This is a genomic window from Acinetobacter sp. YH01008, assembly GCF_013420435.1.
Taxonomy (GTDB): Bacteria; Pseudomonadota; Gammaproteobacteria; order Pseudomonadales; family Moraxellaceae; genus Acinetobacter; species Acinetobacter pseudolwoffii.
The window spans coordinates 15,469-40,875 of sequence record NZ_VOYD01000025.1 but is presented as its reverse complement, the minus strand read 5'-3'; the positions used below and the strand labels follow the sequence as shown (position 1 = coordinate 40,875).

Genomic DNA, 25,407 nt, shown 5'->3' with positions numbered 1-25,407 from the left:
ATATCCCATACGGCGCAAAGCCATAATAAAAACGGTGTCTGATTTAGGCTTATTCTTATCCGATCTGCTCGGAAATAAATAATCTGAATTGGTTTGGTAGGTCTGCAATTCTTTTAATATCGTCACTACTTGAGTAGATAAAGGCACAACATGCTCACGCCGTTTCTTCATACGGTGCTCTGGGATATTCCATAGCCCTTGTTCAAGGTCGAACTCCTCCCATTTAGCTCCCCTTAACTCAGTAGGTCGGCAAAATAACATTGCTAAAAGCTGCAATCCCATCCGAACATCTATAGTTGGATAATTATTGATTGCTCTTAGTAGTGCTGGTAACTCCTGCTCAGTCACATGAGCCATATTTTCTTTTTTGCCTTGTTGTAGGTATTTTTGGATGCCTTCCACCGGGTTGTAATCCATTCTCCCAGTTACTTTGGCAAAATCGTATATATCACGACCCATAGCACGAACTCGGTTCACCTGCTCATATATACCCTGCTTCTGCTGAATACTTTTTAAATGATTCATCCATTAGATCTCTTGCGAAAGTTAATTTAAGAGCATCCAATTTACCATTCCAGCAATTAAATTCATTCTTAGACCAAAGCGTTTCCGTCTATTTCTATAGCGTTCTGTTAATATCCGAAAATGTTTAAGTTTGCCGTTGATATGTTCAATTGTGATCCTACGCCGACTGATTTCTTGGTTGATCTGTTTTGCTATTTGGGGTAATGATAAATTCTTAGGTTTCTTGATTGGAATGAGTAACTTACTCTTAATCTGATGAAATCCTTTATAGGCTAAATCTGCCATGATACAAGGATAAATGACCATCTCCTTCAAATACTTACGCGCAATGTTCAGATCGTGTTTTCTGCCATCTTCAATCTATATACTTACAATTTGCTTTAATTTTGGGTTAAAAATGACCTGTGTTTTTAGCGTATGTTTCTTCTTTTTACCGCTATAAAATTTTCTTTGTTTTTTTGGGACGCTCAATCTGTGACTCAGTGACATCAACAATTATATAATCCTCCTCACTAAACTTTTGATTCCTTTTAAGCAATGCGAAAATCCGTGATTGAATCAGAGCATTTTCAACTTTCTGAATCGTACGATTCACATTACTTTCAGCTAGGTTATAGTCGGCGGATAACTCAATTTGAGTTCTATAACAGCGTAAGTAATTTAAAGTTAATAACAATTGATCCTCTAAACACAACGAATGAGGTCTTCCAGGTTTTTTCTTGGCAAGTTCAGCATGTTGTAACACTGATACCATTTTTAAGAATAATGGACGAGGAACTCCAACAAGTCGTTTAAATTCCTCATCATTAAATCTAGTTAAATTTTCATATTTCATGGAACTAGTATAAACAATTTTTTACTTTCGCAAGAGGTCTATTCAATCGGTTTTATGCTGGTGTACAAGCGTTTGCCAAAAACAGAAAATACATGTTTTTCCAATGCACTTTTATTTCTGGTCATCGTGTCCTGCACCCAAGTATTCGCTTTGGTGTCTAACCATTCACGGGCCAGAACTTCAAAGGTGGTATTGTGCTGTTCTAGTTCTTGCCGTTTACGTTCTTGCTTGGTGATGATTGGATTATCGCCGTGTGAAATATCCTTAATGATTTCTCTGGCCTTTTTACGTGAACCAGCTCCCGACAATTCAGGATAAGTACCGATACCCAACCACGACCATTTACCATCCGCTTTCTTATATCTGAATAACCATGCTTTTTTACCATCGGGCTTCACACGAAAATATAAGCCTTCGCCGTCCAGCTCCCGATACTCTTTTGATTCAGGTTCCAGATTAGCTAATACGGTATCTGATAGCGGCCACTTTTTAATATCGGATCTTTTCATTTTTGTATCACTGCGGTTTCAATAATTATTGAATGACACAAGGTGTGATACATGATAAGCAATGCTGTAGATATTTATAATTCGTTATAAGTACACGTAAAAAAGCCCTGAATCCTTTATAGATCAGGGCTTTCCAATTCATAAGTCATTATATAACGTCATGTGAATTTATAAATTTGGTGGAGGTGGCGGGAGTTGAACCCGCGTCCGCCAGCATTACGCTCGAGAATACTACATGCTTAGATATCGTCTATTGTTTTAACTCTTTGTGACCCGACGAACAGGATACAAATCGCGATCCTCTTAGTTTAGTACAAAGCCCCGAGGCTTGGCTTTATACGGACTTGTGTGCGTGCGCTTCAGTCGGACTCTCTAACCACAAGTATTCGGAGAGGCGGACAAGCTGCCCTTAGGCAGCTAGAGCGTATGATTCGTCGTTTGCGACTAAAAAATGCAAATTTGATTTACGAGAGAAAATGCGCTCTCGGCATGCATCTATGAGTTTCATCACCAGCGTCGAAGCCAGAAACACCCCCAAAGTACAAGGCAATCATAGCATAGATGTCAAAAATTACGATGCATTTTCTAAACATTTACACAACTTGATGCGCTTAATTACATTATTGCGCTAATATTTTACTTTTCAAGCCGAATAACAGAAAAATTATGAGCTATTTACTGGCCCTAGATCAAGGAACCACATCGAGTCGGGCTATTATTTTTAATGAACATGGACAAATTCAGGCAACGGCTCAACGTGAAACCCATATTCAGACGCCACATTCAGGTTGGGTCGAACAGGATGCTCAGGAAATCTGGAGCACGCAGATTGCGGTGGTACAGCAAGCGCTTGCTACGGCGCGTATTCTCGCCAAAGATATTAAAGCCATTGGTCTGACCAATCAGCGCGAAACCACGGTGGTTTGGGATCGAAGAAATGGTAAACCGCTCGCGCCGGCCATCGTCTGGCAAGACCGTCGAACGTCTGACTGGTGTAACCAGCTGATTGAACAGGGCTGGATGACCAAAATTCAGCAAAAAACCGGTCTACGGATTGATCCTTATTTTAGTGCAGGAAAATTGGTCTGGTTTCTGGAGCATGTAGAAGGCGTACGTGAACTGGCTGAACAGGGTCATGTCGCTTTTGGTACTATCGATAGCTGGCTGATCTGGAACCTGACTCAAGGCGTAGAACATGTGATTGAAGCCAGCAATGCTTCCCGTACCATGCTGATGAATCTACATCAACAAACTTGGGACGAAGAACTACTGGAGCTGTTTCATATTCCTGCTTCGGTCTTACCAAAAATTATTTCCTCGGATAATTATATCGCTGACACCGCTTCAGGTTTACTCGGTGCCAATATCCCCATTACCGGTATTCTAGGTGATCAGCAATCTGCACTGTTTGGTCAATCCTGTTTTGAAGTGGGGAGCGCAAAAAATACCTATGGCACCGGCTGTTTTATGCTGTTCAATACCGGTCAAGACATCCAGCTCAGTCAGAATAAACTGCTTTCTACCCTTGCCTGGCAAGCGCAGGGTCAAACCACCTATGCGCTCGAAGGCAGCGTATTTATGGCAGGTGCGGTAGTGCAATGGCTACGTGATGGTCTGGGGATTATTCAACAAAGCCGTGATGTGGAAAAACTGGCCTGTAAAGTTGAGGATACCGACGGCGTAGTTTTGGTTCCAGCCTTTACCGGACTTGGCGCGCCGCATTGGGACAGTGAAGCGCGTGCCCTGCTCTGTGGCATGTCTCGTGGTACGACTCAAGCGCATATCGCCCGAGCAGCCTTAGAATCAATCGCTTTTCAGGTATCGGATGTCCTCAGTGCAATGCAATCCGATATTGCCCACCCTTTAAAAGAATTACGGGTCGATGGCGGTGCCAGTAGCAATGACATGCTGATGCAGTTTCAGGCAGATATTCTCAATGTGCCGGTGCTGCGTCCGAAAATGCTGGAGTCTACCGCTTGGGGGGCAGCCGCCATGGCCGGATTAAAATCCGGAATATTTTCCAGTCTGGAGGAAATTTCGCAGTCTTGGCAACTTGAACGTGCCTTTGAACCAAAAATGAAAAATGATGAGCGTGAAGCTCATTTAGCCAAATGGCAGAAGGCCTTAAAACGGGCCAAATCAGATCTATAACCTGTATCGATCTGAAGGTCGAAAGCTAAAAAAGCACTGTTAAACAGTGCTTTTTATTTTCTATCTCTTACCCTCAATAAGCATAAGATGCAATCGCTGTAGCAATTGGCTTATCTTCATCATTGACCATGGTCATACGCATGGTGCAGCCCTTACGCCCCAAACGTAAGGTTTCTGCCCGCGCGATAAAATATTTACCACGCCCAGGTGCCAGATAATCCACCCGCATATCCACTGTCGCCAAACGCGAGACTTTTTTAATGGTATCGGCAATGGTTTCAGGTTCGGCTTTTTTATATAGCTCCCCCATCGCTACAATTCCACCGACACTATCGAGTACCGTGGCCGCAAGACCGCCATGCAAAATTTGAAACGCGACATTCCCAACCATAAAATCCTGCATTTCGACATAGGCTTCGATCTGGCCTTCCACCACCCGCATGCTCATGCCATTATGCTTAAAAAAAGGAGAGCTATTAAAAGCATGTACCAACTGATTTAAGACCACATCAATATCCACCTTTGCCCCCAAGTGTATATTACCTGTCCAGCTTTTCTCTGTCTTAGTCATCACTCTGCTCAAATCCACCGCAATAAAAAACCGCTAATTTATGCCCAAAAATTTCAGTTAGGGCTACAATAGGTGCCTAGTTTAATACTGATTGCTGAGATTTTTATGACCTATACGTTCAATCGTCCCGCGTTTCCTGCAACTCGCATGCGTCGTATTCGTAAAAATGAGCATTTACGTTCTATGGTACGTGAAACGCATATCAGTGCAGATCACCTGATTTATCCAGTATTTGTACTGCCGGGACAAAACCAGAGTCAAGATATTCCCAGTATGCCGAATATCCAGCGCCTGTCAGCAGACTTGCTGTTAAAAAAATCAGAGCGTCTGCTGGAACTCGGTGTCAATAAACTGGCGCTGTTTCCGGTCACCCCACAAGAAGATAAAAGCCTGACCGCCGAAGCGGCTTGGCGCGAAGATGGTCTGGTCCAACGCACTTTGCGTTTATTAAAAAAAGAACTGCCAGAAATGGTGCTGATTACTGATGGTGCACTCGACCCCTATACCACGCATGGTCAGGATGGCATTATTGATGAGACCGGTTATGTCTTAAATGATGAAACGGTCGAATGTCTGATTAAACAGGGCTTAAGCCATGCCGAAGCAGGCGCAGATGTATTTGCCCCAAGTGACATGATGGATGGCCGGATCGGTGCAATTCGTCAGGCCTTTGAACAAAATGGGCATATTTATACCTCAATCATGGCTTATTCAGCCAAATATGCATCCAGCTTCTATGGCCCATTCCGTGATGCAGTCGGTTCTGCCAGCAATTTAAAAGGCGGCAATAAATACAATTACCAGATGGATGTCGGTAACCGTGCCGAAGCACTGCATGAAATTGCGCTGGATATTCAGGAAGGCGCAGACATGGTGATTGTCAAACCGGGCATGCCTTATCTGGATATCGTCCGTGAAGTTAAAGACACTTTTGGTGTACCAACCTTTGTCTATCAGGTCAGTGGTGAATATGCGATGCTGGCCGCTGCCATTCAAAATGGCTGGTTATCTGACAGCGTAATTATTGAATCACTGATGAGCTGCCGCCGCGCCGGTGCCGATGGCATCTGGACTTACTTTGCCGAAGAAGCTGCGCTTAAACTGAAAGACATGAAGTAAAAGGATTTCGGCGCAATGCATATCGCCATTATCGGCGCTGGCATCACCGGGTTGATGTCGGCGCTGGAACTGCTTGAACAGGGATGTTCTGTCACGATTTTTGATCAGCAAGTTGCCGGGCAGGCTGCGTCCTGGGCCGGAGGCGGGATTCTTTCTCCGATGTATCCCTGGCGCTACCCCGCTGCAGTCAATACGTTGGCCCGACATGCCAAACCGCTCTATCAGGACTGGAATCAAAAACTGCAGCCAGTGACCGGTATCGATTTCCAGATTCATGAAAGTGGTATGCTGATTTTTGATGAAGATGATTTTGAGCTTGGCTTGCGCTATGCGGAAAAATATCAGGACCCTCAGCAACAGGCCGAATTGCTTGATCAGACTCAGCTACAACAAATCAATCCTCGAATTGATCAACACAAGTTCCAACAGGCGATTTACTTTCCGGAACTGGCCAATATCCGCAACCCCCGGCTATTACAGTCGGTCATCAGCTATTTAAAACAGCATCCGCATGTCACCTGGCAAGAACATTGTAAAATCACTCAGCTCAATATTCAGCAAGGCTGGGTAACGAGTGTGTCCAGTGAAAGCGGCCAACACTTTCAGGCAGATCAGTTTGTAATCGCCACAGGCGCATGGTCTGCAGGCTGGTCAGAACAGCTTGGCTGTGAAATTCCGGTACAACCGGTGCAAGGACAAATGCTGCTGTTTAAAACCCCAGAAAACTGGCTACCGAGCATGTGCATGAACAAGGTCATGTATCTGATTCCACGGCGCGACGGACATGTTGTATGTGGTTCCAGTATGCGTCAGGTCGGTTTTGACACCTCGCCTTCTGCTGAAATCCGGCAAGATATTCTACAGGCTTGTCTGGGGATGGTACCGGAACTGGCGGATTTTCCGCTGGTCAAGCAATGGGCCGGATTAAGACCTAGCTCACCCGATGGTATTCCCTATATTGGCAAAATCCCCGAATTTCAAAATGCCTGGGCCAATTTTGGCCATTTCCGCAATGGCTTATGCATGGCCCCAGCCTCAGGCAAATTACTGGCTCAATTGATGCTTGCACAAACACCGACCATTGTAGATCCACAGCCCTATGCTCCGGCCCATCTATTGGAGCCAGGTCGCTTAGTGCTTTAGGATATTATGCAGCGCTTCTTTCAAGGTTGGATAATCAAACTGAAAGCCCGCATCCTGTAAAGCTTGAGGCTGTACATACTGACCGTTTAAAACCAGTTGCGATTGTTCTCCCAGCATCATTTTCAAACTGCATGCTGGCAGTGGCAGTAAAGGTTTGCGTTTCAGTAGCTGTGCAGCAGTCCGGGCAAACTGTGCCTGACTGACTTTTTCCGGAGCAACCACATTAAAAATCTGCCCGGTCGTCGTTTCAAGCATCAAGAATTCAATCGCACGCAATACATCTTCTAAATGCACCCAAGTGACTGGCTGACGCCCATGACCAATCCGCCCGAACAGATTCAGCTTAATCGGCAATAACATCTGCGGCAGAATTCCACCACCTTTGCCGAAGACCACAGCAAAGCGAACAATTTTGGTGTCCTGACTGCTATAGGACAAAGCCAGTTGTTCCCACTTCGCACAGAGCTCAGACATAAAAATATCTTGTGGCGGGCTTTGTTCCGTACAGACCTGCTCCCAGCGCTCGCTCGGGTCAATACCATAATAACCAACGGCTGAGGTTGAAATAATCCGTTTCGGTTTGATCTGGTATTTTTCTAAATAGTCAAATAACTGTTTGGTGGTGTCTAAACGGCTATCCAGCAATTTCTTTTTACGCGCTGCCGTCCAGCGTCCCTGACCGATGCTTTCGCCAGCCAGATTAATCACATAATCAATCTGAGGCTGTTTTAATTCATCCAGCTGGTTAATCCAGTGAAAATCTGGATGCGGTTCAGATTGATTCTTGCGGCGGGTCAGCCCAATCACCCGATAATCACGTTCCAATAAAAAACGTACCAGATGACTGCCAATAAAACCCCTCGCTCCGGTCACCAGCACTACAGGTTTATCCATAAGTCATTCTTAGCCCTGTTATTTTTTCTATTTAAATTATACGCAACTTATTCTGGGGTTTTTCAATCAATGCCCTCTTTGTCGTGGTGAATTTGTATCCTGCCTGATGCGATCAATTTATCAAGATCAATCGTCATAAAGCCACCTACCTCTCAGGCCTGCGGCGAATTGCCAAACATTTGATCTGCCATACGCTGTGCCTGCTTGCCATAGAACCAGTAAGTCAATAAATACAACGGAATCGCGATCAGCAAGAACATGATCAGCACAATACTTATAAATTGTGGCTGCTGTAGATATAGCAAAAAGTCCTGCCAGGCATTTGGATTAGAGCGCGTGGCAATCAGAATACCAAGTAACAGAAATAGCAGGTTATAGCCCCAATAAATCAGGCTAAACCCCAAGGTGATTTTTTTACGTTCCGACTGCGTTGGGGCACGTTTTTGCTGTTTTAAAAACTTAAATAAGATCCAGATCATGGCCACCAGATAAGGAACAACCGTCAGTACGGCGCCCATCCCCGTTGGCATCAGTGCTGCCAGCACCCCGCAAATGCAGGTAAAAATAAAGCAGATAATAAAAAACCAGATAAAATAACGAGTTAAAGGCAACATAGGAATCACTCAGTGACATTCATCAAGCTAGTATAAAAAAAAACAGGTTTTTTTTCATTTTATTGTCAACCATCGGCCAGAGGATGACGTTATATAGGGTACAAGGTACAAAAATTTGGACTGGCATCCACGAATTTTTGCTGACCTTAGAGCTAAAGCAATAAGTCCAGTGTACAGGGAAATTTTGAATAGCAGCCAAAATCTTCATGTAACACAAATTTGACCGACGATTTCACATCACTCGAATCGTCGGTTTTTATTTTTTAAAATTCCGATTTTTCAGCCTGATGAATTGCATGACTGTTCAAGACTGGGTGATTTAGACATGACTATCCTGCTATTTTGCCTACTAATTAAAATAAATTCAGCCTGACATCAGTAACAATTCGCTGAAATATCTTTTTTAAGTAGATTTTCCCCTCAGCTTTTTCCTATAGTAGCAAGGCAGACATTTCAGGGTTCATCTACATGGCAGTTCATTTTCTTCACACTTCCGATTGGCATCTGGGGCAATTTTTCCATAACCATGACCGTGAATTTGAACATGCCCAGTTTTTGACTTGGTTGCTCGATCAAATTAAAACAAAACAACCGCATGCTTTGTTGATTGCCGGTGATATTTTTGATGTGATCAATCCAGCCTCAAGTGCGCAAAAGCAACTGTATCAGTTTCTGGCCGATGCACATAATCTGGCCCCGCACATGCAGACTTTGATGATTGCCGGCAACCATGATTCCGGTTACCGGATTGAGCAGGTTGAACCTTTTCTGTCTAAATTCAATGCCAAAGCTGTGGGAATTGTGGGCCGAACCGCAGAAAACACCCTGAATCTGGATCGCTTGCTGATTCCGATTTATGATCAGGATAAAAATATCATCGCCTGGTGTCTGACCCTGCCCTATTTACGCAGTGCCGAAATTACCGGGCTGAATGAGCATACCAGCAATAGCCAGAATGCGATTAGCTATCTGCATCAACAACTGATTGCCGAAGCCAAGGCCCGTAAACAGCCGCATCAAGCCCTGATTTTAATGTCGCATGCACATATGCAAGGTGGCGAAACTTCCGACTCGGAACGGCCAATTATTGTCGGTAATGAAGAAGCGCTCTCGACGGCGCTGTTTGATGAAGTGATTGATTATGTCGCACTCGGTCATCTGCATAAACCACAAAAAGTTGGTCAGCCGCATATCCGTTATAGTGGCTCACCGATTCCGCTGTCATTTAGTGAAATCAACTATCAACATCAGGTGGTTGAGGTCAGAATTGATCCTGAGCAAAGCCCGGAACAGCGCTTTCAATACGATGTTCTAAAAGTGCCACGCACCGTCGAGCTGTTCCGGATTCGGGAAAAGCTGGAAGATTTAATTGCTAAACTTCAGGCCTTGCCTGCCGGAGAAATCGAACAACTGTCGGCACGACATTTTCTGGAAATAGAATACACCACCGATGCGCCGCCACCAGTCGATTTACGCCAGCAAATTGAACTGGCTTTACCCACCAACCGTTACCGCTTGCTGCGCATCAGCCGGATTTATCAGCAACAGGCCGAACATACGCAAGGAGATTCGAAAATTGATCTGGCACCACCGACGCCGGAATCGCTGTTTTTGAATATCTGGAAAAAAATGGGCTATGAACATGATCATTCTGTACAACAGGATTTTCAGCAACTTCTGGTTGAAGCCCAGCACGAACTTGCTCAGAAACAACAAGCCTAGGATCGGCCATGAAAATTTTACGTTTGAGTCTCAACAATCTGGCCTCCCTCACCGGCACCCATCATATTGATTTTGAATCCAGTCCTTTAACACATGCCGGCCTGATTGCGATCACTGGAAAAACCGGGGCTGGAAAATCGACCCTGCTCGATGCCATGTGTCTGGCGCTCTATAACGAAATTCCACGTCTAAAAGGTGCGACTGGCAGCCTGAAAGATGCCGGCGGTCAGGATGTTTCGATTAAAGACTCCAAGAATATTCTACGCCGTGGCTGTGTGCATGGTTTTGCCGAGCTGGAGTTTATTGCCCTGGATAGCAAACGCTATACAGCACGCTGGGAGATTCGCCGGGCACGTCAGAAAGTCGATGGCAATCTAAAAGTAGATCGTTTTATCAAGTGCATCGATGATGATACGACGCTAACGCAAAAAATATCTGAAGTTACCCCCTTAATTGAAAAACTGCTGGGCCTGAGCTTTGAACAGTTTACCCGCGCGGTACTGCTGGCGCAGTCGGAAGTTGGCGCATTTTTAAAAGCCAAAGATCATGAACGTGCAGACTTGCTGGAATATCTGACCAATTCGCAGATTTTCAGTGAGGTCAGTAAAAAAGCAGCGGAAAAGCATAGTCAGGTTCGACAAAAGCGCCATGAACTGGAAAACTGGCTCGGTCATCTGGAATTATTATCCGAAGACGATATTACTCAGCTTCAACAGCAACATACTGCCTTCAACCAGATACTTGAGCATTTTAACCAGAGTGAAAAATTACTAGAAAATGACCTGAAATGGTATCGGCAGAAACATGCTTTATATACTGAAATTCAGGCCAAAAAAGAAATTTACGATGTACAGCTGGATGCCGATCAGAAGCTGACCGCACAAAAGCAGTTGCTGGTTCATTTGGATGAGTTTCAGGGCATTCGAGAACAGTTTATCCAACAGAATCAAATGCTCACGCAGCAAAAACAGCTTGCGATACAACAACAATCATTCGAACAGCAGCTACAACAGGTGCAACAGCAACGTGATGCTGAATTTGCGCAACTTGCTCAGATCCAGCAACAGCAACAAGCCCATGTTCAACATATGCATGCCATGCAGCCGCATCTGGAACAAGGTCTAAAACTGGATCATGAGATGCATCTGGTCGGCAATGACTATAAGAAAAAATCAGCAGATTTATTGGACTATGCACAGCAGTATATCCAACCCTTGCAACAACAGATTGAATCATCGAAACAGCAACTCGCATCTGCTGCCGAGCAGCAACAGCAACGCCTGACGCAACTTGAACAGCAGGCTGATCTTGCCGTGTTTGATCTGGAACCACAAAGTACACTGCAACGACTGCAAGACTATCAAAAGCTGTATCAACAGATGCAGCAACAGGCGCCGGCAGTACTCTCTCAATCGCGTACTGAACTGGAACATTCCCGACAGCAGCTGGCTCAACAAATCGAAAGTTTGCAGCAACAATTTGGCAATCAAGCCCAATTGGAACAACAGCTTCAGCAGCAGCAGACTGTACAGCAACAGAGCACGACTCAACTGCTTAAACTGGAAGGCTTGATCCAGCACGTGGCACGTCTAGCGGAACAGGAAGCCGAACAACAGCAACTCAAACAAGACGTAGCGCATGCACAGACAGAATTAATCCAGCTTGAACATACGGAAATTCAACTGCAGCAAATAGTCAGCAACACCGAACAGGAATTTGAACAACTACAAAATATGCTGCAGCAACAGCGCCTGCTGCAAACCCAAAGCGTGCAGGAACTGCGCGCGCAGCTCAAACCTGATGAAGCCTGTATGGTCTGTGGCAGCCAACAGCATCCGTTTGTCCAACATCAAGCATTATTAGACACAGCGCTAAACCAGCTGCAAGATCAACAGCTGCAACAGGCACAGCAACAACTGAATCAGCTTAAAGATGATTTAAAAGCAATCCAGATTCAACAGTCCAAAATCAAGATGCTCCTTGAGCAAAAACAACAGCGTTTAATCCACATTGAACGGATACTGAATGAACAACACCAGACATTACAACAAAACTTAAAAGAGTTAGGACTTGAGCAAACCAATCCTGATCATTCAGCCCAGTTGCTCCATCCCCTGCAAACACAGCTTGGCCAATGGCAACAGCAACACACTCAGGCAAACGAGCAGTTCAAAATCCTGCAACAGACTTGGCAAAACTGGCGACAACAGCAACAGCAACTCGACAGCTTACAACTGAGTCTGCAAAAAATGCTGCAACTGGATCAACTGATTGAGCCAATTCTTACAGTACTGCCCGAAGCACAGCAGCTCGCTTGGCACAAGAATGCGCCTGCTGCCTGTACCCAGCTGCAACAACATTTGCAGCAGCGATTACATCTTGTCAATCAAGTCAAAACTGCGGAACAGGAGCTACAAGGTTTCAAGCAGCAACTGAATCAGGCTCAACAGCAACTACAGATGCATGAGCAGCGGCATACGCAAATACAGGCCGAGACCCATTATTTGCTTGAACAAGGCAAAGACTTACGTCAGCAACTCAATCAGCTGACCGAACAACATGCCGGTCAGACCTATAAGCTGGCAGCAGAATGGCGACTGCAACTGGATACCCAGTTAAAAGCGCTTGATAGCCAGCTTCAAGCACAACGCCAGGTATATGAACAGCATGAGCAAGCTTTGCATCAGGCTTTACTTAAACAACAGGCTTTGCTGACCCAAATGCAACAGCTAACTCAACAGCAGGCACAATCTGATCAGGCCATCCGTACATGGCAAAATCTGCATCGACATTTTAATGCGGAACTGATCCAACAATGTCTGACCATTGGTCTGAGTGAACATCAGCAAATCCGGCAGCAATTACAGGCACAACATCAAGCACTGGAAAATGCCAAAATTGCCTGGCAAACGCTGGAAGATCAATACCAGAAGCATCTCCAGCAACAGCCTGAACTTGCTTTTGAGGAAGTGGAAGCACATTTAAATAGTTTGGCACAGGAAAAAACCGAGCAACAAAACAGCTTCAATGAGATTGATACCAAACTGCGTATGAATGCCAATAATCAAAATACCTATGCCAAATATCAGCAACAGATTGAACAGGTCAAAGCCGAAGAATATCGCTGGGGCCGTATCTACGATTTAATCGGACATAAGGAAGGTACCAAGTTCCAGAAAATTGCTCAGGAACATCATCTGGATATCTTGGTGGAATACGCCAACCAACAACTGCAACCGCTGGCACCGCGCTATCAGTTGCACCGTATTCCAGACAGCCTGAGTCTGGCGATTATTGATCTGGACATGAACAGCGAAGTACGTCCGGTCTTGTCTTTATCTGGCGGAGAAACCTTTCTGGTTTCTCTGGCCTTGGCACTGGCGATTGCCAATATGGCTTCCGGTTCGATGAAACTGGAATCGCTATTTATTGATGAAGGCTTTGGTACTTTAGATCCAGCCTCATTACATATGGTGATGAATGCACTGGATCATTTACAAAGTCAGGGTCGTAAAGTGGTCTTAATCTCGCATGTGCAGGAAATGCATGAACGGATTCCAGTACAGATTCAGGTCAAGCCAGTCGGTGCTGGCGCCAGTACCATTCAGATTATAGGTTGACAATGATGCACCCTGCCCCAGACAAGCTCTCGCCCTATTTCAGCTTACAGCTCGAGAGCCTACGGGGCATCAGTGCCATTGTTGTACTGTTCACGCATTGCTTTCAGGCCTTTATCGCCCCTTTTGACCTCAGCCTGTATTCATGGGTGCGCCTGCTTGGTCAGGCCGCGGTCATGATTTTCTTTGTTCTGAGTGGTTATCTGATTGGCTATTCGATCCAGCACAATATTCATCAGCATGGTCAGTTCAATCTGCGCCGTTATACCCAACAGCGTTATCGCAGGATTTTGCCACCCTTTCTGTTTGCCATGGCTCTGAGCCTGTTGTTGTATCTGTTGGCACCACTACTCTTTGCCACTCAAAGCCATGCCTTTCAAAACAGTTTTGGCATGATGATCCGGACTGACTATGGTCTCGATTCAGGTGATTTTATTGGCGCTCTGCTGTTTTTGAATGGCTTCATCACGCCTACAGTTTCAGCCAATGCCCCGCTCTGGAGCCTGAGTTATGAAGTCTGGTTCTATGTCTTGGCCGGATTTCTACCTTTTTTCAAAGATTCAGAAATAGCCAAAATCGGCTTTTTTAGTGTTTTAATCGTTTTATCCATCCTGAATATTCAGTTTTTTATTTATTTTCTGGTCTGGCTGATGGCCTTTGCCTGTTCATTTCGTCATATCCAGCGACATTTTCTAAACCGGTTACAAGTGCTTAAACTGGGGTTATTTGGCTTGGCATTTCTAATCGCCTGCATTGATGCTTACCAGTTTCATATCGTCGATCAAGCCCGACAATATCGCGCTGCAAATTTTACTCTCTTTAATTTCTGTATCGGCCTAGCATTTAGCTGCTGGCTGGTACAACTCCAGCAGCAGCGCAGTCACTACAATCCGGTCTGGGTACAATCCGCTGATTTTTCCTATACCTTGTATGTAACCCATTTCCCTTTGCTGCTGTTTATTCTGGGCTGTGTTCCGGCAACCTTCGCTTATGGTCTGGGCGGCGCTGTTTTAGCCTTGCTCGGCAGTATGGGCAGCCTGATTGTCTTTGCCTGGCTCATGGCAAAATGGCTGGAGCCACAAAGAAAAAAAGCGTTATCGAATAACGCTTAATCATACTTTTTCAAAATAACCCGACAACGCCTGTTAATCCTTTTGAGGACGTGCACCAAATAATGCCGTGCCGACACGCACCATGCTGGAACCGGCAGCAATTGCAGCCTGCATATCGGCCGACATGCCCATACTTAAAGTATCCCAATCTTCAGGATGCGCATGCTGAGCTTTCACCCTATCAAATAAAGCTTTAGCCTCGATGAAAGCTTGAGGATTCCCCGGCGCTGGAATCACCATCAAGCCACGTAAGCGCACATTTGGCAGTTGGCTGATTTGTCTAACTAAATCAGTAACTTCTTCCGGTTGGCAACCATCTTTCGTATCCTGAGCATCAATATTGACCTGAAGACAGATATTCAGCGCGAGCTGATCTTCTCTACGCTGATTGGATAAACGCTCGGCAATAATCAGACGATCCACCCCATGCACCCAGGCAAAATTTTCTGCCAGATGTTTGGTCTTGTTACGCTGTACATGGCCAATAAAATGCCATTCAATTTCCAAGTCTTTTAGAGCCGTAATTTTTTCCAGCGCTTCCTGCAAATAGTTTTCGCCAAAGGCACGTTGTCCCGCCTGATACATATCAGCCAGTACTGCACTCGGCTGGGTCTTGGAAACGGCCAGCAGTTGCACCGAATCTGGCTCACGACCGGCCTGAGCACAGGCTGTTTCAATTTGCGCTAAAACCTGATTTCGTGACTGTTGCAACATATTCATTGATGGGGTTCTCATTTCATTCATCTTTTTTTCCCTTGCCCATAAACTAAGGGTTGGTTAAGCTGTGGGAAAGCCTTATTATTCTATCAAAATAATTAACATTTTAATGAACTCGGGGACCTTATGGATATCACAGAATTGTTGGCATTTTCTGCTAAAAATGGTGCGTCGGATTTACACTTGTCTGCAGGCTTACCGCCAATGATTCGTGTCGATGGGGAAGTTCGTCGTATCAACCTGCCAGCATTAGAACATAAAGAAGTACATAAACTTGTTTATGACATCATGAACGATAAACAGCGCCGTGATTTTGAAGAAAATCTGGAAACTGACTTTTCTTTTGAAGTACCCGGTGTGGCCCGTTTCCGTGTCAACGCATTTAACCAGAACCGTGGTGCCGGTGCAGTATTCCGTACCATTCCATCCAAAGTTCTGACCCTTGAAGATCTGGGCATGGGACAGATTTTTAAAGATATCTGTGAATATCCGCGTGGTCTGGTACTGGTCACAGGGCCAACCGGTTCGGGTAAATCAACCACCTTGGCGGCGATGCTGGATTATATTAACGACAACCGCTATGACCATATTCTGACCGTCGAAGATCCAATCGAATTTGTGCATCAATCCAAGAAATGCCTGATCAACCAGCGTGAAGTGCATCGTGATACGCATGGCTTTAATGAAGCCCTGCGTTCGGCACTGCGTGAAGACCCTGATATTATTCTGGTCGGTGAGATGCGTGACCTTGAAACCATCCGTCTGGCCTTAACTGCGGCAGAAACTGGTCACCTGGTGTTCGGCACCCTGCATACCACCTCTGCGGCCAAAACCATTGACCGTGTGATTGACGTATTCCCTGCCGAAGAAAAAGATATGGTTCGTGCCATGTTATCGGAATCATTGCAGGCTGTGGTTTCACAGGCCCTATTAAAGAAAAATGGCGGCGGACGTGTTGCAGCGCATGAAATCATGATTGGTATTCCTGCAATCCGTAACCTGATTCGTGAAAATAAAGTCGCACAAATGTATTCTGCGATTCAGACCGGTGCCAACTATGGCATGACCACACTGGATCAGACTCTGAAAACGCTGGTATCTAAAGGCCTCATCAGCCCGCAAGTGGCACGTACTGCAGCCAAACAGCCAGAAGCATTCTTATAAGAAAAATTAATTGTATTGGGGTTTTTATACATGGATTTTAACGGCTTACTCGATTATATGGTGGAGAAAAAAGCATCGGATCTGTTCATTACAGCCGATGTCGAACCTTCAATCAAGATTAACGGGCAGATTTTACCGATTGGTTCGATAAAATTACCCGGCGCGGCAGTAGGACAACTGCTCCATTCCATCATGAGCGACAAGCAGCGTAAAGAATTTGCAGACACGCGTGAATGTAACTTCGCCATCAGCACACCGGACAAAAGTGCCCGCTTCCGTGTCAGTGCCTTTCAGCAGCGTGATCAGCCGGGTATGGTGTTGCGTCGGATTGAAACCGTGATTCCGACCATGGATGAACTCAAATTACCGCCGATTCTAAAAGAACTGGCGATGACCAAACGCGGCATCATTATTTTTGTCGGGGCAACCGGTACCGGTAAATCAACCTCGCTGGCCTCGCTGGTCGGTTATCGCAATGAAAATTCCAAAGGTCATATCATTACTATTGAAGATCCGATCGAATTCGTTCACCAGCATAAAGGCTGTATCATCACCCAGCGTGAAGTCGGGATTGATACCGATTCCTTTGAAATTGCCCTGAAAAACACCTTACGTCAGGCGCCGGACGTGATTCTGATTGGTGAGATTCGTTCGCGTGAAACCATGGATTATGCGATTGCCTTTGCCGAAACCGGCCATCTGGTCTTTGCGACCCTGCATGCCAACAACGCCAACCAGGCCATTGACCGGATCATTCATTTCTTTGAAGCAGACCGGCATAACCAGCTGTTCATGGATTTGTCGCTGAACATGAAAGCCATTGTGGCACAGCAACTGATCCCAACCATCGATGGCAATGGTCGTCGTGCCGCGATTGAGATTCTGATTAACTCCCCCCTGATTGCTGACCTGATCCGTAAAGGTGATGTGCATGAGATCAAGGACCTGATGAAGCGTTCCCGTGAACTGGGCATGCAAACCTTCGATCAGGCACTGTATGACCTGTATAAGGCCAAGCAGATCAGCTATAAAGATGCGCTGAAACATGCGGATTCACCCAATGACTTACGTCTGCAAATCAAACTGGCAGAAGAAGGCGGCAGTCATTTATTACGTGCACATTCCAATATCACCTTTGATGGCCAGTCCTGATCAGATTGAGCACATAAAAAAACAGGCTTCAAGAAGCCTGTTTTTTGTTTCAACCGGAGTGCAAATTATTTTTTACGAAACACTTCCTGACAGGCCGGCGCATCGCAGTAGCCATACAGATTCAGAGAGTGACCGGTTAATTCAAAACCAAATTTTTCAGCAACATCATGCTGCTCTTTTTCAATCGTATCATTGATGAATTCAACGACTTTGCTGCAATTCAAACAGACCAGGTGATCGTGGTGATCTTCCTGCATGATCTCGAAAACGGAATGATTGTTTTCAAAATTATGACGCTCAATAATACCCGCGGCTTCAAACTGTGTTAACACACGATACACAGTTGCTAAACCTACATCTTCACCCTGATCGAGTAAAGTCTTGTAAATATCTTCCGCACTTAAATGATGTTGTCTTGAATTTTCTAGTAATTCTAATATTTTAATTCGTGGAAGGGTAACTTTCAGTCCAGCTTTTCGTAAATCTTGGTTTGAAATAGTCATGTAAAAAGGTCTCTCAACAAAATCAAAGTTGGAATATGCAACAAACTTTAGATGCAGTATGATCTATCCTTGGATCAAATGCATCATAATTAATTTGGGATAGTTTAGCAAAATGCAAAAAATCATGTTGACGTTATTCGTCACTTCCTTGCTCGTCGGCTGTTCGACATTAGGTGTTTATAAAGTAGATATTCCACAAGGAACCCCTTTAACCCAAGCTCAAGCCGCTAAAATTCAAGTGGGAATGAGTCATCAACAGGTGCGTTTCTTACTGGGCAGTCCAACGGTAAGCGATCCGCTGAATCCTTTACGCTGGGACTACATCTATAACTATACCCCAGGAACCTACGCTAAAAAAGCCAAGATCCCGGCAGCCCAAGGCCAGCATTTGAAAATTTACTTTAACCAGTCTGGTATCGTGGAACGTGTTGAAGGTCTGGAAACCATTCCAGAATCTCAACCCGGCTTACCAGGTTCAAAAGAAGCAATTTTAAATGCGCCTCCACTATAGTCGCTTTCTCATGAAAAAGCCCCTGAATCATCAGGGGCTTTTTTGATTAAGTCGATTGATTGAGCAGATCATTGAAACTAATGCTCATTCAAGCCGCTTTCTATTCGGAAGATGGTTTCAGCTTTCTTAAAAGATTGCCTCTGGCATAACGACCCACCGGATTTTTCTCGGCACGTTTACGTCGGATATCTTTAGGATTGATAGTCAGTGCTCGGTAAATTTCGACTCGATCACCTGCTGCCAGTGGCTGCTGATGATCTTGCAAGCATACACCGAAGATACCCAAAGACAAAGGTTCAGGTAGGGTAACCTGCTCTACTATGCCACTTTGCTGGATGGCATCCAATGCTGTCATGCCGGGCTGAAATGGTACAGCCAGATGAAACTGTTGCTCCGGAGTCGCATAGGCCACCCAGATCAGTGCATTATTCATCAGAACAGTTGTCCTAGAACAGCGACCATCGCCACGATAATCGAAACAGGCAATACCACACGGACAGCAATACGCCACAGGTTATAGAACCCTTCAGAGCTAAAATTCATTGATTTACGTAAATGGCTGATCTTCATGATCCAGCCCGCAAAGAGCGCGTAAATCAAACAAATCAATAAGCCCCAAAGCAGTAAGACTACGTTGAACATTGGTGTCACATTTGGAATGGCCCAGATCAGGGTGACGACAGCCATAATCGCCCATTGAATCGCAGGGTGAAGCTGACGTTGCTGTAACTGCTCTCGTGCCATCTGCAGGATGAATGCAGCAGTCGCTACAATCGCGGCCACCAACGTAAATGCAGGGATTTGTGCTTGTACAGCAAAGAAGGCAAATACAATCACAGCAAGCAATTGTGCGATCCAGATCGGCAAGACCGTCTTGCTGGCGACATCCTGCTGTTGTACAGCACTCAGGCTAGACTGCCAGTACAAGCCCATGCCTAGGCCACTTGCAACCAGTGCCAATACGGTGGCATTGCCCCATTCCGAGAATTCAACTGGCGTGACTTGCCATGCAGGTAGCACAGTTCCCATCACATTTGCCAAGATCAGAGATGCCAGTACGCCAATCGCCGTAATGACTAACAAAATTTGACGCGGCAGCAGTGACAAGACCAGAGCGGCAATTACCAGACCTATAAACAAAAGATTCGGTGCAAGATCAAGAGCAGCAAGCGCCAGAACATTGCTGGCATTGTTCAGCATGGCACCGGCCAGAAAAGGAATAAAGATCACACTGAGCCAGCCGACTATACGCCATTTTTGTGAGGCATCTGCTTCACGGGTCAGCGTTGACAGTGCCTGTAATGCCGTTGTTTTAGAGCGCTTGGCCAAAGCAATTTCCAAGTAGCAGATGGGAAGCGCCAGAATCAGCATAGTGGCTAACCAGAGCATCCAGAAATCCAGCTGACGATCAATCTGTATACCCGTTATCGGTGCGAGCGTCGCGATGATAATAAACGATAAACAGAAAGCCATCAGCGGTGATAACCATTTTGACATAGCATTGTCCTGCATGATGCATTCCTATAAAAATCTAGCGCTATTTTGCCTTGTGAAGCGGTGAAAATCAAAAACAAAAAGCAAACCACCATGACAGTGATTTGCTGCGCAAAATTTATTATTAAATTGTAATTCTTGTTATCTCGTTACGTCTTTTATTATGAGAAGAAACGAGCGAACCAGTTTTTACCTTTTTTCTGTTCTTTTTCTTTGATAATGCCCATCATATTTTCTTTGACTGCGCCGACATAATCAGCGTCATCGTGCTGAATATGGTTGATTAACCATTTAGATAATACTTCATGCAGTTCTGATTCAATCGACTGCCCCAGTTCAAAACGATCACGATAAGACTCGATTTTCTTGATAAACAGGTCATGTACACGTTTATGTGGAACTCGGTATTTATAACCCGCTTCTTCCTGAAGAGATTCTTCAAAAGTAAAATGCGACTGGGTATAATCGATAATATTTTCGAGGATCTGTTTAATACGGGCACGGTCGGTATTTACATTGATCTCATCAATTTCATTGATATAATCGAGAATTCGTTTGTGCTGATCGTCAATCACATCGATACCAGTATTATAGTCTGGAACCCATTTCATTTTCATTACGACCACCTATAAATATTAAGGACTTATCACATAAAAATCATCATATAACGTATTGATTTGAATAAAAATGAAGTAAATTAGTCGGCTTTCGGCTTAATTTAAGAGAAACCTTGCAATTAACTGTTTTCATTAGGAATATATTTTAAACCCGAGTATAAGAATCAGATATTTTTTAATCAATCTACTATTTCTAATAATATGGTTTCTCTTTAATTTAAATAAAAAAGATATTAAAAAATAAAAAAATCTATTTTTAATATAAATCTGCTTTGGTCACACGTTTTAAGGACGGATCTAGACGTTCCCGTTCCAACCGATCTACCCGAGTCAGTTGCGAACGGAACTTGGCACCCTCTTTAAACAGAATCATTTCACCCGGCTGAAAAGCGGTCCATTCCTCATTTTGTGTCAATGGCTCGGTGGTAATAACCGCAACCCTGTCCTTAGGCGTAGTGACCTGACTAAAGTCCACCTCGACATCAATATCAATCAGCTGTGCCGGTCTAAACGGGTATTCACGCACCAGCCAGTGCAATTTGGTAATGGCATAGCTAAACAGCGCCTGCCCATTGGAAAGACAGAAATTAAAAGTGCCGTGTTCTGCAATCGCAGGTGAAACCTCAGCAAGTAGTTCAAAGACCTGATCCAGACTCGGTTCATCATAACCAAAGCGTTTGACCAGCTGATCGAGCAAATAGCAAAAAGCGCGCTCACTGTCAGTATTGCCGACTGGGGTAAAACGGCCACTCAGCACCGGAAAATACTCATGCAAATCGCCATTATGGGCAAAAATCCACTGCCGGCCCCACAGTTCGCGGCTAAATGGATGCGAATTTTCCAGATTGATTTTGCCTTGGGTGGCTTTACGGATGTGCGCAATCACATTACGGGATTTGATCGGATAGTTACGCACCAGCTCGGCAATCGGAGATTCAACCGCAGACTGGTTATCGACAAATAGACGACAGGCTTTATCCTCAAAAAAAGCAATTCCAAAACCGTCGGCATGATCCGAGGTAATTCCGGCCCGCTGGGAAAACCCACGAAATGAAAAGGTAATATCCGTCGGGGTGGCACAATTCATTCCGAGCAGTTGGCACATGGTCTGGTTTCAGCTTTCTATTTTCTTAGATGCTTATTGTGCATGACTACCCGAGTCATTTCAAATAGCTATCAGTTATAAATAGAGATAAAAAAGAGCCTCAATTGAGGCTCTTTTCCGCAAAAAAACAACTTATGGACGAGGTGGATGGGCACGGTTGGTAATCAGTGTACCAACGCCATGATCGGTAAAAATTTCCAATAAGCTGGCATGTGGCACACGACCATCTACAATATGCGCGCTCACTACGCCGCCTTTGACCGCATCCAGTGCACAGCCGACTTTAGGAATCATGCCACCATAGATCACGCCTGTTTCAATCAGACGGTCAACTTCCTGAGTGCTTAAACCCGTCAGCAGGTTTTTATTTTCATCCAGAACACCTGTAATATTGGTCAGCAGAATCAGCTTCTCTGCACCTAGGGCTTCTGCGACTTTACCTGCCACCAAGTCTGCATTGATGTTATAGGTATTGCCTTCTTCATCCACGCCCAGCGGTGCAATCACGGGAATGAAATCGCTGTTGGTGAACATTTCCAGCACATCGGTTTTTACGCCAACGACTTCACCGACCAGACCCAAATCAATTTGCTGAACCGAACCATCTTCAGCCACTTTTTCCATCAGCAGTTTTTGTGCACGAATCAGGTTGCCGTCTTTACCGGTCAAGCCAATGGCACGACCACCATGCTGGTTGATCAGGTTCACAATCGATTTATTGACACTACCGCCAAGTACCATTTCCACGACTTCCATCGTGGCAGGATCAGTCACGCGCATCCCGTCGATACGGTCTGATTCACGGCCCAACTGTTTCAGCATGGAATCGACTTGTGGCCCCCCACCATGCACCACAATCGGATTAATACCAACCGTTTTTAATAATACGATATCACGTGCAAATGAACTTTCCAGCTCAGGATCGGTCATCGCATTACCGCCGTATTTTACTACCAGGGTTTTACCCGCAAAGCGTTGAATATACGGCAAAGCTTCTGTCAAAATCTGTGCTTTGTCGATGCCTGTTTGTTGATTTGGCATTCGCCTCTCCTTATTGAGCATCTAAAATATCTTGAGCGATCTGTGGATAACGGTCACGCAACATGGCTACAAACAGCTGACGAATTTCATTCAGGCCCTGAGCATCATTGGCATCAAAGCGCACTGTGAAATACTCACCTGTATTGGATGCTCGAATGATGCCAAAACCATCCTCAAAATCAAGACGTATCCCATCAATTTTACTGATTTGCGCACGAATTCTTTCAGATTGCTGTTCAACAAAGTCTAAAAGTTCAACCGGATGCACATGATGCGTGGCAATATAAAGATCTTCGGTCCCATGCCGTTTCGGATAAGCCGCTAAAGCTTGTGCAAGACTTTGACCAGTTTGATCCAGATATTCCATGACTCTGAGCGCTGCATAGAGTCCATCATCATAGCCCCAGCCACGGCCATCATTAAAGACATAATGCCCGGCATATTCTCCACCAAAAATCGCCTGCTGCTGAGATTGTGCCAGATAAGTTCTCAGAAATGAGCTTCCGGTACGAATCATCACCGGCTCACCGCCCAAACGTTGCACGGTGTCTCGCACCAGGGTTGAACATTTGACATCATAAACAAACTTGCGTGGTGCTGAGTCAGTGAGGCAAATTTCGGCAAACAGGCACAGTAACTGATCCGCCGTGATAATCTGGCCCTGTGCATCAATCAATACCACGCGATCGCCATCGCCATCCAGGGCAATGCCCAGATCAGCCTGCTGTTGCATGATGCTTTGGCGTAAAGTCTCCAGATGTTTGTCTTGCGAAGGATCTGGTGCATGGTCTGGAAAATGCCCATTGGCATCACAACGCAAAGCCATCACCGCACAACCCATTTTTTGAAGCACCAGATTGGCACAGCGCCCGGCTGAACCATTCAGACCATCCAGAACCACTTTAAATGAGCGCTTCAACTGGATATCTTTTAATATACCATGCTGATATTTTAGACAAAATTCTGGAATAACTTGATGAGTCTGTTCGTCTAGGCAAAGCTGCTGATTGCTATAATGTGGTTTGGCCAGATGAGCCACCTGCTGGATCATCTCTGGGCAAGGCGGCTCACCAGAGACAATCCATTTAATACCATTATCTTCTTTGGGATTGTGACTGGCCGTGACCATGATGCCATTGCCATCAAATTGCCGTGCGGTGAAATACAGCATCGGACTGGAACAACAACCGACAATGGTGGCTTCAATCGAATAAGCTTGAAAAATACGGCGAATGGTTTCTGCAAAAGCCGGACTGCTAAGCCGTGCATCATAGCCAATTGCGACACGTGTCTGTCGCGCAGCCTGATATTGCTGTGCTAAACCGTGAGCAATTGCATCGATAATCCCAGCACCCAGTACACTGACTTTACCGCGTATGTCATAGGCTCGAAAAATGTGCATAGGGAATAGATGATTCATAGATCCCATAAAACTGTTCTTTTCACTAAATATAAGGAGATATAAAATGACTTATTTCATCATCATGACTTTAAACATTTGTTTTTGTTTTAAGACCCGCTACTTTTAAACCATTTCAATGTAACAATCAATTATAAAAATATTACCGTTAACTGAATAATCAGAAAATTTCTGTGATGAAATAGTCCTTATTTAATTATATTTATTTTTAATTTCCCCGGCTAAAATTAAAATAAAGATATAAATTTCAATTTTGAATAACTCTATTTATATAGAAAATAAATTTTTATTTTTAACTCCATTTTAAGCGTCACATTATGTTTAGGATTTACTTTGTTGTATTTAAGAAATGACCTACATCCATTCATTGTTTGCAGGTCATCTTCTCTTTAGTTTTTACCGGTATGGCCAAAGCCACCAGCACCACGCTCAGTGGCTTCAAATTCACTGACCAGATCAAATTCAGCTTGTACTACCGGCACCAGCACATATTGCGCCAAACGTTCACCCGGCTCCAGACTGAAAGCAGTCTGACTCCGGTTCCAGACCGATACCATCAATTCACCCTGATAATCTGAATCGATAAGACCTACCAGATTACCCAGCACAATCCCGTGCTTATGACCTAAACCTGAACGTGGCAAGATCAGACCTGCAAAAGCAGGATCTTCGATATAAATCGCCAAGCCTGTTTTCACTAAAACGGTTTGACCCGGTTCAATCACTGTCGTTTCATGGACGCAGGCACGCAAGTCCAACCCTGCTGAACCTGTGGTGGCATAAGTCGGTAATGGCCATTCCTGACCGAGACGCGAGTCAAGGACTTTCACCTGAACTTTCATGTGTTCATTCCTGTTGTTGCATTTAAAAT

General features: G+C 44.9%; 21 protein-coding genes, 1 other RNA gene and 3 pseudogenes. 9 read left to right on the top strand and 16 right to left on the bottom strand.

Annotation, left to right across the window (positions count from 1 at the left end; translation table 11 throughout):
* From FTT75_RS12545 to ssrA, 4 genes and pseudogenes are all read right to left on the bottom strand, one after another.
* Positions 1 to 528: pseudogene (locus FTT75_RS12545) on the bottom strand (tyrosine-type recombinase/integrase); the annotation flags it as partial.
* 18 nt (positions 529 to 546) lie between these two features.
* Positions 547 to 1,360 (bottom strand): annotated as a pseudogene (locus FTT75_RS12540) (IS5 family transposase).
* Between the two features lie 41 nt (positions 1,361 to 1,401).
* Positions 1,402 to 1,869 (bottom strand): annotated as a pseudogene (locus tag FTT75_RS12535) (tyrosine-type recombinase/integrase); the annotation flags it as partial.
* 177 nt (positions 1,870 to 2,046) lie between these two features.
* Positions 2,047 to 2,405: a transfer-messenger RNA gene (ssrA, locus tag FTT75_RS12530) on the bottom strand.
* Between the two features lie 130 nt (positions 2,406 to 2,535).
* Here ssrA and glpK point away from each other — a divergent pair.
* Complete coding sequence (gene glpK, locus FTT75_RS12525) at positions 2,536 to 4,020, top strand: glycerol kinase GlpK (RefSeq protein ID WP_180186540.1); 1,485 nt, start codon at positions 2,536 to 2,538, stop codon at positions 4,018 to 4,020.
* 73 nt (positions 4,021 to 4,093) lie between these two features.
* Here the strand turns inward: glpK and FTT75_RS12520 are convergent, their stop codons facing one another.
* On the bottom strand, positions 4,094 to 4,591 hold the full coding sequence (locus FTT75_RS12520) for a thioesterase family protein (protein WP_180000918.1): 498 nt from the start codon (positions 4,589 to 4,591) through the stop codon (positions 4,094 to 4,096).
* Positions 4,592 to 4,696: 105 nt separating this feature from the next.
* On the opposite strand from FTT75_RS12520, the gene hemB reads away from it, so the two are divergent.
* Both hemB and thiO read left to right on the top strand, forming a co-directional pair.
* Positions 4,697 to 5,710: a porphobilinogen synthase gene (hemB, locus tag FTT75_RS12515; RefSeq protein ID WP_159138477.1), complete on the top strand. Its 1,014-nt coding sequence runs from the start codon at positions 4,697 to 4,699 to the stop codon at positions 5,708 to 5,710.
* A 15-nt stretch (positions 5,711 to 5,725) separates the two neighbouring features.
* A complete protein-coding gene (gene thiO, locus FTT75_RS12510; RefSeq protein WP_074384142.1) occupies positions 5,726 to 6,853 on the top strand; it encodes a glycine oxidase ThiO in 1,128 nt (375 codons plus the stop codon).
* Here the strand turns inward: thiO and FTT75_RS12505 are convergent.
* A complete protein-coding gene (locus FTT75_RS12505; protein ID WP_100354873.1) occupies positions 6,842 to 7,747 on the bottom strand; it encodes a TIGR01777 family oxidoreductase in 906 nt (301 codons plus the stop codon). The genes thiO and FTT75_RS12505 overlap by 12 nt on opposite strands.
* 152 nt (positions 7,748 to 7,899) lie before the next feature.
* Positions 7,900 to 8,361 (bottom strand): ABZJ_00895 family protein, encoded by a 462-nt coding sequence (locus tag FTT75_RS12500; protein WP_180186538.1) that lies wholly within the window; start codon positions 8,359 to 8,361, stop codon positions 7,900 to 7,902.
* A 468-nt stretch (positions 8,362 to 8,829) separates the two neighbouring features.
* On the opposite strand from FTT75_RS12500, the gene FTT75_RS12495 reads away from it, so the two are divergent.
* From FTT75_RS12495 to FTT75_RS12485, 3 genes are read left to right on the top strand one after another with little or no spacing between them, the layout of a single operon-like run.
* On the top strand, positions 8,830 to 10,083 hold the full coding sequence (locus tag FTT75_RS12495; RefSeq protein ID WP_180186536.1) for an exonuclease SbcCD subunit D C-terminal domain-containing protein: 1,254 nt from the start codon (positions 8,830 to 8,832) through the stop codon (positions 10,081 to 10,083).
* Between the two features lie 8 nt (positions 10,084 to 10,091).
* A complete protein-coding gene (locus FTT75_RS12490) occupies positions 10,092 to 13,703 on the top strand; it encodes an AAA family ATPase (protein ID WP_180186534.1) in 3,612 nt (1,203 codons plus the stop codon).
* A 5-nt stretch (positions 13,704 to 13,708) separates the two neighbouring features.
* Entirely contained in the window at positions 13,709 to 14,812 is a 1,104-nt protein-coding gene (locus FTT75_RS12485; protein ID WP_180186544.1) for an acyltransferase, read from the top strand.
* Positions 14,813 to 14,845: 33 nt separating this feature from the next.
* Here the strand turns inward: FTT75_RS12485 and FTT75_RS12480 are convergent, their stop codons facing one another.
* Entirely contained in the window at positions 14,846 to 15,532 is a 687-nt protein-coding gene (locus tag FTT75_RS12480; RefSeq protein WP_005172317.1) for a YggS family pyridoxal phosphate-dependent enzyme, read from the bottom strand.
* Positions 15,533 to 15,655: 123 nt separating this feature from the next.
* Here FTT75_RS12480 and FTT75_RS12475 point away from each other — a divergent pair, with 123 nt between their 5' ends.
* Positions 15,656 to 16,693 (top strand): type IV pilus twitching motility protein PilT, encoded by a 1,038-nt coding sequence (locus tag FTT75_RS12475; protein ID WP_004279279.1) that lies wholly within the window; start codon positions 15,656 to 15,658, stop codon positions 16,691 to 16,693.
* A gap of 30 nt (positions 16,694 to 16,723) precedes the next feature.
* Positions 16,724 to 17,845, top strand: a complete 1,122-nt coding sequence (locus tag FTT75_RS12470; protein WP_074384137.1) for a PilT/PilU family type 4a pilus ATPase — start codon at positions 16,724 to 16,726, stop codon at positions 17,843 to 17,845.
* Between the two features lie 65 nt (positions 17,846 to 17,910).
* Here FTT75_RS12470 and fur read toward each other — a convergent pair whose 3' ends face one another.
* On the bottom strand, positions 17,911 to 18,348 hold the full coding sequence (gene fur / locus FTT75_RS12465; RefSeq protein ID WP_005096051.1) for a ferric iron uptake transcriptional regulator: 438 nt from the start codon (positions 18,346 to 18,348) through the stop codon (positions 17,911 to 17,913).
* Positions 18,349 to 18,460: 112 nt separating this feature from the next.
* Between fur and FTT75_RS12460 the strand changes: the two genes are divergently transcribed.
* On the top strand, positions 18,461 to 18,859 hold the full coding sequence (locus tag FTT75_RS12460; protein WP_004279275.1) for an outer membrane protein assembly factor BamE: 399 nt from the start codon (positions 18,461 to 18,463) through the stop codon (positions 18,857 to 18,859).
* A 100-nt stretch (positions 18,860 to 18,959) separates the two neighbouring features.
* Here the strand turns inward: FTT75_RS12460 and FTT75_RS12455 are convergent, their stop codons facing one another.
* From FTT75_RS12455 to dut, 7 genes are all read right to left on the bottom strand, one after another.
* Entirely contained in the window at positions 18,960 to 19,292 is a 333-nt protein-coding gene (locus FTT75_RS12455) for an RnfH family protein (protein ID WP_100328916.1), read from the bottom strand.
* The gene (locus FTT75_RS12450; protein ID WP_180186532.1) at positions 19,292 to 20,371 is read right to left on the bottom strand and encodes a hypothetical protein; all 1,080 of its coding nucleotides are present in this window, start codon (positions 20,369 to 20,371) and stop codon (positions 19,292 to 19,294) included. The genes FTT75_RS12455 and FTT75_RS12450 overlap by 1 nt, the downstream gene beginning before the upstream one ends.
* 143 nt (positions 20,372 to 20,514) lie before the next feature.
* The gene (locus tag FTT75_RS12445; protein ID WP_005096048.1) at positions 20,515 to 20,970 is read right to left on the bottom strand and encodes a bacteriohemerythrin; all 456 of its coding nucleotides are present in this window, start codon (positions 20,968 to 20,970) and stop codon (positions 20,515 to 20,517) included.
* Between the two features lie 256 nt (positions 20,971 to 21,226).
* On the bottom strand, positions 21,227 to 22,075 hold the full coding sequence (locus tag FTT75_RS12440) for a class II glutamine amidotransferase (protein ID WP_005096047.1): 849 nt from the start codon (positions 22,073 to 22,075) through the stop codon (positions 21,227 to 21,229).
* A gap of 132 nt (positions 22,076 to 22,207) precedes the next feature.
* Entirely contained in the window at positions 22,208 to 23,116 is a 909-nt protein-coding gene (argB, locus tag FTT75_RS12435) for an acetylglutamate kinase (protein ID WP_005096046.1), read from the bottom strand.
* Between the two features lie 10 nt (positions 23,117 to 23,126).
* The gene (locus tag FTT75_RS12430) at positions 23,127 to 24,545 is read right to left on the bottom strand and encodes a phosphomannomutase/phosphoglucomutase (RefSeq protein ID WP_074384136.1); all 1,419 of its coding nucleotides are present in this window, start codon (positions 24,543 to 24,545) and stop codon (positions 23,127 to 23,129) included.
* 380 nt (positions 24,546 to 24,925) lie between these two features.
* Positions 24,926 to 25,378, bottom strand: coding sequence for a dUTP diphosphatase (gene dut, locus FTT75_RS12425; protein WP_005172331.1), 453 nt, complete (start codon positions 25,376 to 25,378; stop codon positions 24,926 to 24,928).
* Positions 25,379 to 25,407 lie beyond the last annotated feature (29 nt).

Bases quoted from the DNA above. Each gene is read 5' to 3' on its own strand.
- glpK (WP_180186540.1), top strand. From the start codon at position 2,536: ATGAGCTATTTACTGGCCCTAGATCAAGGAACCACATCGAGTCGGGCT.
- FTT75_RS12520 (WP_180000918.1), bottom strand. From the start codon at position 4,591: ATGACTAAGACAGAGAAAAGCTGGACAGGTAATATACACTTGGGGGCA.
- hemB (WP_159138477.1), top strand. From the start codon at position 4,697: ATGACCTATACGTTCAATCGTCCCGCGTTTCCTGCAACTCGCATGCGT.
- thiO (WP_074384142.1), top strand. From the start codon at position 5,726: ATGCATATCGCCATTATCGGCGCTGGCATCACCGGGTTGATGTCGGCG.
- FTT75_RS12505 (WP_100354873.1), bottom strand. From the start codon at position 7,747: ATGGATAAACCTGTAGTGCTGGTGACCGGAGCGAGGGGTTTTATTGGC.
- FTT75_RS12500 (WP_180186538.1), bottom strand. From the start codon at position 8,361: ATGTTGCCTTTAACTCGTTATTTTATCTGGTTTTTTATTATCTGCTTT.
- FTT75_RS12495 (WP_180186536.1), top strand. From the start codon at position 8,830: ATGGCAGTTCATTTTCTTCACACTTCCGATTGGCATCTGGGGCAATTT.
- FTT75_RS12490 (WP_180186534.1), top strand. From the start codon at position 10,092: ATGAAAATTTTACGTTTGAGTCTCAACAATCTGGCCTCCCTCACCGGC.
- FTT75_RS12485 (WP_180186544.1), top strand. From the start codon at position 13,709: ATGCACCCTGCCCCAGACAAGCTCTCGCCCTATTTCAGCTTACAGCTC.
- FTT75_RS12480 (WP_005172317.1), bottom strand. From the start codon at position 15,532: ATGAATATGTTGCAACAGTCACGAAATCAGGTTTTAGCGCAAATTGAA.
- FTT75_RS12475 (WP_004279279.1), top strand. From the start codon at position 15,656: ATGGATATCACAGAATTGTTGGCATTTTCTGCTAAAAATGGTGCGTCG.
- FTT75_RS12470 (WP_074384137.1), top strand. From the start codon at position 16,724: ATGGATTTTAACGGCTTACTCGATTATATGGTGGAGAAAAAAGCATCG.
- fur (WP_005096051.1), bottom strand. From the start codon at position 18,348: ATGACTATTTCAAACCAAGATTTACGAAAAGCTGGACTGAAAGTTACC.
- FTT75_RS12460 (WP_004279275.1), top strand. From the start codon at position 18,461: ATGCAAAAAATCATGTTGACGTTATTCGTCACTTCCTTGCTCGTCGGC.
- FTT75_RS12455 (WP_100328916.1), bottom strand. From the start codon at position 19,292: ATGAATAATGCACTGATCTGGGTGGCCTATGCGACTCCGGAGCAACAG.
- FTT75_RS12450 (WP_180186532.1), bottom strand. From the start codon at position 20,371: ATGCAGGACAATGCTATGTCAAAATGGTTATCACCGCTGATGGCTTTC.
- FTT75_RS12445 (WP_005096048.1), bottom strand. From the start codon at position 20,970: ATGAAAATGAAATGGGTTCCAGACTATAATACTGGTATCGATGTGATT.
- FTT75_RS12440 (WP_005096047.1), bottom strand. From the start codon at position 22,075: ATGTGCCAACTGCTCGGAATGAATTGTGCCACCCCGACGGATATTACC.
- argB (WP_005096046.1), bottom strand. From the start codon at position 23,116: ATGCCAAATCAACAAACAGGCATCGACAAAGCACAGATTTTGACAGAA.
- FTT75_RS12430 (WP_074384136.1), bottom strand. From the start codon at position 24,545: ATGGGATCTATGAATCATCTATTCCCTATGCACATTTTTCGAGCCTAT.
- dut (WP_005172331.1), bottom strand. From the start codon at position 25,378: ATGAAAGTTCAGGTGAAAGTCCTTGACTCGCGTCTCGGTCAGGAATGG.